The organism is Mycolicibacterium arcueilense, assembly GCF_058536225.1.
Window position 1 is genome coordinate 66,895 of record NZ_JBZTYL010000003.1, and the last position, 9,641, is coordinate 76,535.

Annotated in this window: 4 protein-coding genes; all 4 read left to right on the top strand. The window is 65.1% G+C overall.

Annotation, left to right across the window (positions count from 1 at the left end; all coding sequences use genetic code 11):
* Positions 1 to 66 precede the first annotated feature (66 nt).
* The 4 genes from AC4LGL_RS00965 to AC4LGL_RS00980 are packed head-to-tail and all read left to right on the top strand — an operon-like array spanning position 67 to position 9,539.
* A complete protein-coding gene (locus AC4LGL_RS00965; protein ID WP_491837221.1) occupies positions 67 to 7,578 on the top strand; it encodes an ATP-binding protein in 7,512 nt (2,503 codons plus the stop codon).
* A 22-nt stretch (positions 7,579 to 7,600) separates the two neighbouring features.
* Positions 7,601 to 8,530: an LLM class F420-dependent oxidoreductase gene (locus tag AC4LGL_RS00970; protein WP_491837214.1), complete on the top strand. Its 930-nt coding sequence runs from the start codon at positions 7,601 to 7,603 to the stop codon at positions 8,528 to 8,530.
* 39 nt (positions 8,531 to 8,569) lie between these two features.
* Entirely contained in the window at positions 8,570 to 9,052 is a 483-nt protein-coding gene (locus tag AC4LGL_RS00975; RefSeq protein WP_491837215.1) for a hypothetical protein, read from the top strand.
* A 19-nt stretch (positions 9,053 to 9,071) separates the two neighbouring features.
* A complete protein-coding gene (locus AC4LGL_RS00980) occupies positions 9,072 to 9,539 on the top strand; it encodes a hypothetical protein (RefSeq protein WP_491837216.1) in 468 nt (155 codons plus the stop codon).
* Positions 9,540 to 9,641 lie beyond the last annotated feature (102 nt).

The following is a 9,641-nucleotide window of genomic DNA, read 5'->3' on the forward strand; positions in this document are numbered from 1 at the left end:
TTACCCGTTCTTGACCGTGCGTTGAATCGCCACCCTGACGATCAGCGCGTGAGTACGCTTTTATCGGTGGAGCTGGGGGTTTTGGGACCTCTTCAGGTCCGATTGGACGGTGCGCCCGTCGCAGTGCCGGGCGCGAAGCCGCGCGCCATCCTCACGATGCTGGGTCTGCACGGCGGTTCGGTGGTGCCGGCCGATGTGCTCATGGAGTTGCTCTGGGGCGACGATCCACCACGCACTGCCGCCAAGGCGCTACAGACTCACATCTCCTCACTTCGTCACACCCTCGGCGACGGCTTCGTGCTGACCGAAGGGACCGGCTGGCGCCTGAACACGGCCGAGACCGATGCCGCGCGGTTTCAGTCGCTCACGAAAGCGGGCCGGGACGCCCTGGCCGCGGGAGACACCAGCGCTGCGCTCATCCGGTTCGATGAGGCGGCGAGTTTGTGGCGAGGCGTCCCGGAACTTCCCGACGGACGGCGGGGTGTGTCCGAGAAGACCCGGTGGATCGAGGCCCATGCGGCACTGGTCGAGGACCGGGCCGACGCGCTCCTCGCGACCGGCCGTGCCGCGGAGGTCGTCGGCGACCTCGAGGCAGCGGTGGCGGATGCGCCGTTGCGCGAGCGACGTTGGGGTCAGCTGATGCTCGCGCTCTATCGGGCAGGCAGGCAGGGTGAGGCGCTCGGTGCGTACCGACGGGCCCGGTCGCTGCTGGCTGATGAGCTCGGTGTCGACCCGGGACCGGAGCTCCGGCGGCTGGAGGCCGCCATCGTCGCACAGGATACCGAACTCGATATCCCTGCGATCCAACATGTTCCGTCAGTGACGCGTGCCGTGACGTTCCTGTTGACCGACATCGAGGGGTCCACTGCCGCGTGGGAGGCCGACGCCGACGCCATGGCTGTGGCACTCGCCCGCCACGACGAACTCGTCGAACAGATCGTCACCTCTCGCGGAGGTCGGCTGATCAAGACGCGCGGGGAGGGCGACGCCACCTTCTCGGTCTTCGACCGCCCGTCCGCCGCCGCGGCTGCCGCGATCGAGTTGCAGGATGCCATCTTTCACGAGCCGTGGGCGCCGGCCGACCCCATGCGTATCCGGGTCGCATTGCACACCGGGGAAGCCGAGCTTCGCGACGGCGACTATTTCGGTCGGGCCGTCAACCGCGCCGCCCGACTGCGCTCGCTCGCTTCCGGTGGCCAGACCTTGTGCTCGGGCGGGACGGCCGAGCTGGTGATCGACTCCCTGCCCGACGACGTCGCGCTCGCCGACCTCGGCATGCGGCAGCTGAAGAACCTGACGCGCCCTGAGCATGTTTTCGAACTCCGTCTACAGACCGACGAAAATCCGCCGCCGGCAGGCGATACCACGATCGATCGGCCGATGATGCCCACAGTGCTCGGCGGACCCGGTCCTTTCGTCGGACGTAATCACGAGCTCGCAGAGCTTGTCGCCGCATGGCAATCGGCGCTTACCGGCGGCACCCGCGCGGTCCTGATCGCGGGCGAACCCGGGGTGGGCAAAACCCGTCTAGCCGGCGAATGGGGCCGGCAGGCCTACGAGCAGGGTGCGGTAGTGCTGTACGGACGTTCTGACGAGGACCTCGGCGCTCCGTATCAACCCTTCGCGGAAGCCCTGCGCACGCTCGTGCCCTGCATCGGTACCGCCCGCCTGCGCGGGCTGCGCGGCGTCGAGGCATTACTACCGCTGGTTCCGGGTTTGTCCGACGTTCTCCCCGATCTCGCGGCACCGCCGCGCGGCGATCCCGACACCGAACGCTATGCGCTGTTCGACGCGGTCGTCGCACTGTTGGGTCTCGCCTCGGTAGACGTGCCCATCGTCCTGGTACTCGACGACCTTCACTGGGCGGCCAAACCCACGCTCCTGCTCCTACGCCATCTTCTGCGCTTCGGCGAGCACGCCCGCGTCCAGATCATCGGGACGTATCGAAGTACCGACCTCGACCGGTCGCACCCCTTGGCGGCGATGCTGGCCGACCTTCACCGCGACGGCAGTGCTAATCGCATTGCCCTGGGCGGCCTCGACGAGGACGACGTCAGCGCGTTCGTCGCCGAGGCCGGATACGACGACGAAGAGTTGGCCCGCGCGTTGGCATCAGTCACGGGTGGCAACCCGTTCTTCCTCATCGAGGCATTGCGCCACGTGGAGGAAAGCGGTGGACACTGGGACCCGAGCACGCTGCCGCAGGGGGTCCGGGAAGCCGTGAGCCGCAGACTTTCTCGGCTCCCTGCGGAGACCAACAAGGCACTGGCCGCGGCTGCGGTGGTCGGAAGTCAGTTCTCCCTCGACCTGGTTGAGCACGTGATCGGCCAGGATCTCGTCGATGCGTTCGACGAGGCTTGCCAGGCTGGCATCGTCATCGAGGAACCCGGTGGTCTCTACCGCTTCAACCACGCCATCGTCCGGCAATCTCTGCTCGCTGAACTCGCCTCCGTACGTCGCATGCGGCTACACCAGCGGATCGCCACGACGTTGGAGACGATGCCGGGCGCCGACGCCGAGCTCTTGTCTGAGCTGGCTCACCACTACTTCGAATGTGCCTGGGCGGGAAACGCACTCAAGGCCGTCGAATACTGCCGCCGTGCCGCGGACCAGGCTATGGCACGACTGGCGTACGAAGGCGCCGCCGACCTCTACGACCATGCCCTGCACGCGCTGGACGAACTGGACGACGAGCTGCCCGACCGCGACGACCAGCGCGTCGAACTCCTGGTGGCGCGGTGCGAGGCGCTGCTGGCCGCGGGCGATGTGTCCTCGGCGACTAGTGCGGTATCGCAACTGAAAGAGGGCACACGCCATTCAGCGCGTCTCGCTGCATGGGCGACGTGCTTCGAGGGTCAGCTCTCGATGCTCGTCGACCCCGAACGCCTGGACGAAATCGAATGCGCGGTGGCTGAGGCTGCCGTCAGGCTGGCCGAATTACATGACGCCGCAGGGGAAGCGAAGGCGCACACCGTGCGGGCGGGATGCCTGGCGCGCCTCGGACATGTCGCCGACTGCGAGCTGGCTTTGGACAACGCGCTCACGGCGGCGCGCCAGGCACGTGAACACCGGCTGGTGAACGCGGTGCTGGCGGGTGCCCCTCTGGCGGCACTGTGGGGACCCAATCCCGTTCCGCGTGCAGGCGGACGATGTCTTGACGTAGTACGACTGCTACGGATTACAACCGATTCTCCTGCGGTCGAAGCAACGTCGACACGCTGCCAGGCTGTGTTGGAGGCGTTCCGTGGCCGGGCCGCAGCAGCTCGACGGATGATCGACTCCGCGGCGCGCACCGTGACCGACCTAGGCTTGCGCCACGCTCTCCTTGAAGTCGACCACTTCGCCGGCATCGTAGAACTGGTGCTCGGCGATCCCGCTGCAGCCGAGCTGCATCTTCGCCTGGCCTACAACGGCTTCCGCCGGATGGGCCTGGACGCCGACACGGCGGAGTCGGCCGCTCTGTTGGCACGCGCCTGCCTCTGGCTGGACCGGGACGTCGAGGCCGACGAATTGTGTTCGGAGAGTGAGCGACTTGCCGGGCACGCACTGAAGGCGTCGATCGCGTGGCGGACTGTACGGGCACAGCTGCTTTCCCGCGCGGGCGCCCATGCAGAGGCCCGACGAGTAGCCGAAGAGGCCGTGGCCATTGCCGAACGCACCGACGCCTTGGTCGATCACGGTGACGCATGCCTGGCTTTGGCGACGGTGCTGGGCGACGCCGGCGACGTTGCGGGAGCACGGGCTGCAGCGGAGCGGGCGGCGGATCTGTACGGACGCAAAGGCGCTGTGGCGCTTGTGGAGAAGGCATGCCGTATTTTCGGGCACCAGGTTTCGCCGGCTTGGGACACTGCAGTTGAAGCTCCTGTCGCCGAACGGGACAACCAATGTTTGCGAGTGATCAGTCGGTTGCACGATGCTGTTGCACGCGGAGCCTGGGCAGAGGTCGAGCCGATGCTCGCACCCAACGTCACCGTTGAGAACCGGCGGCGGATAGTCGGGTTTGAGCGCGTCGACTGTCCACCCGGTGTGTGGGTACGGTCGGCACAAGGTTACCTTGACGCGGGTGTGGCTCGTATCGATCGCGTGGTGCTCGCTGTCCGAGGAGAACGGCTGGCACTCTTTCGATTGACGTTGGGCACGGTAGACGGCAGCCCCGGAGCACCGCAAGACGAGCTGCTTCGGCTGATGGGGATCGATGAGGACGACCGAGTATGTCTGCACATTTCGTTTGACCTCGACGACATCGATGCCGCAATGGCCGAACTCGACGCCCAGCACGCGCGATTCGAGGCGCTGCAACTAAACGCTAAGTCGCAAGTGCCCCAACGGTATTTGGATACTTCCTGCACACAGGCAAGCGGACGAGCGGTGGCCGCTATCGATGCCGAGGCGTGGGACGAATTTGAGGAGATGTTCGCCCCCGAAGGCTACATCGAGAGTAGGCGCAAGCTCGTCGGCTTCAAGCGGACCGAGTTCGCACCGCGCGACGTGGTGCACCAGACGAGGTGCGATCTCGAGAACGGGGTCATGCGCGCGAGCCATGTCATTATCGCCGTACGAGGAGAACGCCTGGCTCTCGCACGGCTCACCTTGGGCACTGTCGATGAAAGCCCCGGCGCACCACGGGACGAACTGCTCCAGGTGTACAGCATCGATGAGGGCGGCCGAATCGCCGCGCAAACATGGTTCGACGTCGACGACATGGACGCGGCGCTCGCCGAACTCGATGCTCGATATCTTGCAGGTGATGCGGCGCCGTATTCCGAAACATGGTCCGTCATCTCGCGCGCGTTCGCCACACTGAACAGGCGCGAGGTTCCACCGATATCGCCGGATTGGGTCAACATCGATCACCGGCGCGGAACAGGTTTCGCAACCGGTGACCGGATTGCCTACATCCAAGCCTCCTGGCAAGACACACCCGATATCCGTATCCACCCCACCGTCGTGCATCGGCTGACAAAATCGGGAGCGGTCGTGGCGAGCATCGCGCGGGGCACATCAGACGACGGGTTCGACGCTGAGTGGAAGGGCGTGGAGCTTTTGATGGTCGACGGCGAGCTCATCACCCGCTGCGAAATCTTCGACGAGTCGGACCTCGACGCTGCATTGGCCAGGTTCGACGAACTCGGCCGGCGACCGGAGAACACAGCAAGTCGCGTGTACCGGAACATCTTGGCGAACTTCGCCGTTCGAAATTGGAACGCTATTCGGGAGATCCTGGCGGAGGACATTTCAACCGAGGATCGTCGTCGAGTGGTGAACGCCGGCCGCCAACAGGGACGTGACGCGGTGATCGCCGAGATTTCGAGCATTGCCGATGTCGGGGTCACGAAACTCCAGTTAGAAATCATCGCAACCCGTGGCGGACACCTCGCGTTGAGTCGGTGCCGTGCATCGGCGACAGACCAGCGATCCGAGTCCTTCCGCAGCGACCTTCTAGACATCATCGAGGTGAACGCCGACAACCAAGTTCTGGCACGTATTGTTTTTGATCCCGACGACTTCGACGCCGCGTTCGAAGAACTCGACGCGCGGTACCTCGCCGGTGAGGCGGCGGTGTGCGCACAAATGTGGTCGGTCATCGCCCGGAATGTGGCGGCTTTCAACCGGCGTGAGCCGTTGATGACGACACAGAGCTTGGTAACTATCGATCACCGGCGCGCGACAGCATTCGAACCCGGTGACATCACCCCGTACATCCATGCGACATGGGATGTCGCGCCGGACATCAACCTCTATATCGAGGCTGTACATCGGCACAGTGATTCCGGAGCGCTCTTTACCCAAGTGTTGAAAGGCACCTCGCAAGAGGGCTTCGACGCCGAGTGGCGGGACGTCATCATCCTCACCGTCGATGGCGAGCAGCTCAGCAGCTTGGAGGTCTTCGACGAGGCAGACCTCGACTCTGCGCTCGCACGGTTCAACGAACTCAGTCGCCCGGCACAGCCAAGCAACGCGGCGAGCCGCACGTACGAGCGCTTGCAGAAGTGTTTTATTGAACCGGATCTGGATGCGATGGAGGCCATGCTGGCCGACAACATGGTCAGTGAGGACCGCCGACACATCGTAAGCACCGGAATCCGTCGCGGTCGGGATGCCGCCCTCGAAGATGCCCGCGCGGTCGCTGGGCTCGGCGTCAGGAACACAGCGGCAACCGTCATTGCGACGCGCGGTGAGCGCCTCGCACTCAGGCGCTCCCGATATGCAAACCGCGATGAGCAGGTCGACGGGTTCCATGTGGAAATTCTCGAGATCATTGCGTTGGACGACCACGGGCTCATCGCCGCCGTCGTCACCTTCGACTCCGACGACTTCGACGCCGCACTCAAAGAACTCGATGCCCGCTACCTCGCAGGTGAGGCCGCGACCCATGCGCAGACGTGGTCGACGACCATAAGCACATACGCTGCGCTGAATCGGCATCAGCTTCCCGCGGCCACACCAAATTGGACGGATGTCGACCACCGGCGAACAGTCGCTATCGCGGCCGGTGGTCTGGGAGCGTCACTCCGCGCGATCTGGGACATCACGACACAAGCCACCATCTACGTCGAGGCGGTTCATCGGCTCAGTGACGTCGGAGTGGTCGTCACTCATATGGCGACAGCAACCTCTCAAGAGGGTTTCGATGCCGAGTGGCGGGACGTTTGCATTTTGACCGTGGAAGGCGACCGAATCAGGCTCGGCGAAGTGTTCGACGAGGCAGACCTCGACGCTGCACTCGCGAGGTTTGATGAACTTATCCAGCCAGTGCCACGGCTGTGCAACTCGGCATCCCGCATATTCGAACGTATCCACAACAATTACGCCGCAGGTGACTGGGAGGCTGTGTCCGAAGCGCTGTACCGTGATGCCGCGATCGACGATCGCCGCCGGTTTGTGGGTGACGGTTCGCGGCACGGCCGTGACGCCGTGATCGCACACGGCCATGCCGTCGTCGACGTCGGACTGAAAACCGACGACGTCACAACCATCGCGATCCGTGGAGATCACCTCGCTCTCACTCGTGTTCAGGTGAGTAAGTCCGGAAGCGAGCCGGATCGATTCAGCATCGACGACTTGCAGGTGGTCGAGATCGACGCGAATGAGCGAATTTTGGCGATCGTCGTGTTCGACCTAGACGACATCGACTCTGCCCTCGCCGAGTTGGATGCCCGCTACCTCGCTGGCGAGGCTTCGGCCTATGCGCATACCTGGTCAGTGATCACACGAACCATCGCCGCGGCCAACCGTCACGAACTACCCTCGACCACGCCCGACTGGGTGAATATCGACCACCACCGAGCGACCTCCTTCGAGCCCGGTGGCCTGAACGCATACATCCGTTCTTCGTGGGACGACATGCCCGAAGGTCGCATCTACGTCGAATCCGTACATCGGTTGAGCGGCTGCGGCGCGGTCATCACTCATGCGGCGGAAGGGGCCACGCCCGAGGGCTTCGAGGCCGATTGGCGGGGGATCGACATCATGATGGTCGAAGGCGATCTGATCAGTCGCAGCGAGCTATTCGAAGAGTCGGACCGCGATGCGGCGCTCGCGAGGTTTGACGAACTCAGTCAGCAGCCGCCCACTTGAGATCGCCGATAGGCTGGCATCCGTGGATTTCCGTGTGTTCGTCGAACCCCAGCAAGGCGCTACCTACTCCGATCAGCTCGCGGTGGCCCGCGCCGCCGAAGCGCTCGGCTACTCGGCGTTCTTCAGGTCTGACCACTACCTGGCGATGAGTGGCGACGGGCTGCCCGGGCCGACCGACTCCTGGGTGACGCTGGCCGGCATCGCCCGCGAGACCTCGACGATCCGGCTTGGCACCATGGTCACCTCGGCCACCTTCCGCCACCCTGGACCATTGGCCATCTCGGTGGCACAGGTCGACGAAATGAGTGGTGGCCGTGTCGAACTGGGCCTCGGTGCCGGCTGGTTCGAGGCCGAGCACCAGGCCTACGCCATCCCGTTCCCGCCCCTGGGCGAGCGATTCGACCGGCTCGAAGAACAGCTGCGCATCCTGACCGGCCTGTGGGGAACGCCCGTCGGCGAGACGTTCGACTTCACCGGCAAGCACTACACAGTCGTCGACTCACCGGCCCTGCCCAAGCCCACGCAGTCGTCCGTTCCGATCATCATCGGCGGCATGGGCGCCAAGCGCACACCGGCGCTGGCTGCCGAGTTCGCGGCGGAATTCAACATCCCGTTCGTGCCGCTGGACACCCTCAAGACGCAGTTCGCACGAGTGGCCGACGCGGTGGTCGCGGCCGGACGAGCCGCGGACTCCCTGACCTACTCGGCGGCGTTCGTGCTGTGCGCGGGCCGCGACGAGGCGCAGATTGCCGAACGCGCCGCGGCGATCAACCGCGAGGTCGACGAGCTGCGCAGCAATTCACCGCTGGTCGGTACGCCCGCCGAGATCGTCGACAAGCTGGGCCCCTTCCTGGAGGCCGGTGTGCAGCGGGTTTACCTGCAAATGCTCGACCAGTCGGATCTGGATCATCTCGAGCTCTTCGCCGGTGATGTCATCCGTCAGTTGAGCTGACCGAAGCCCGCTTCAGGGCCGGGCATAGTATCGGTGCCCGTGGCCGGTGACGAGGACGATCAGGGGCAGCCTCCCGAGGCGCCCTGGCATCACTCGACGCCGGCAGTCGCGGGGGCCAGCGCTGCAGCCCTCGCCGTGATCGGCTTGGTGCTGTGGGCGGTGATCTCGCTGACCAGCTCCGGAGGACCCGAGGACGCTCCCATCGATTTCGTCCCGCCCACCTATACGTCGACCTCGAAGACCACGAAGTCCACCACGACCCGGACCACCACCTCCCGCCTGCCGGTGACCACCGAGTTCGTCGTGCCGTCCGATACCACGACCACCACGCCGTCGGAGACGACCGAGACCTCGCCCACCACGTCGTCCGAGACCACCACTACGACGACAACGACGACCACCACGACAACGACCTCGCCGTCGTACACGCAGCCGGGCGCCGACTACGGCGAGTACCCCACGACGCACTACCGGCCGCGCACCAACGTGACACGCACGCTGTATCCCCCGCCGGGCGGCTGACCGCGCCTACCATCGGCGCGTGTCGAACTATTACGACGACGACGAGCCCACCCAGTACGCGCCCAGCTACGGCGAGTATTCCGAAGCGCCCGCGCCGCCCACTCCCGAGCCCGTCCCGTGGTACCGCAAGCCCGCCGCGCTGATCGGCATGGGCGCTGGGGGTGCAGTCATCGCCGCGCTGGTCATCTATGCCCTGGTGCAGCTGTTCTCGTCCGATTCCCCGTCGACGACTACCACTACCACCACGTCGACCACGGCAACCACCACGACATCGGTCGCCACCTCGGCCCCGGTGGTTCCGGCGCCGACTCACACCGTCACCGAGACGGTCGTACCGACCACCACTGTCGAGGAAACCACCGCCACGACCACGACTACTGAGCCCGTCACGACGACCGAGACCACGACCACGACGACGGCCCCGCCGACGACAACCACGACTGCGCCGGTGACGACGACAACGGCGCCGCCCGCAGGCAACCCCTAGCTGGCTCGGCACTCAGTGCGGCGGATTGCAGTCACTATGTGGCTGTTGCAGAATCGCCTGCCCGGGTGCGTGACTAGGCGGTCTGTTCTCGAGACACTCGGG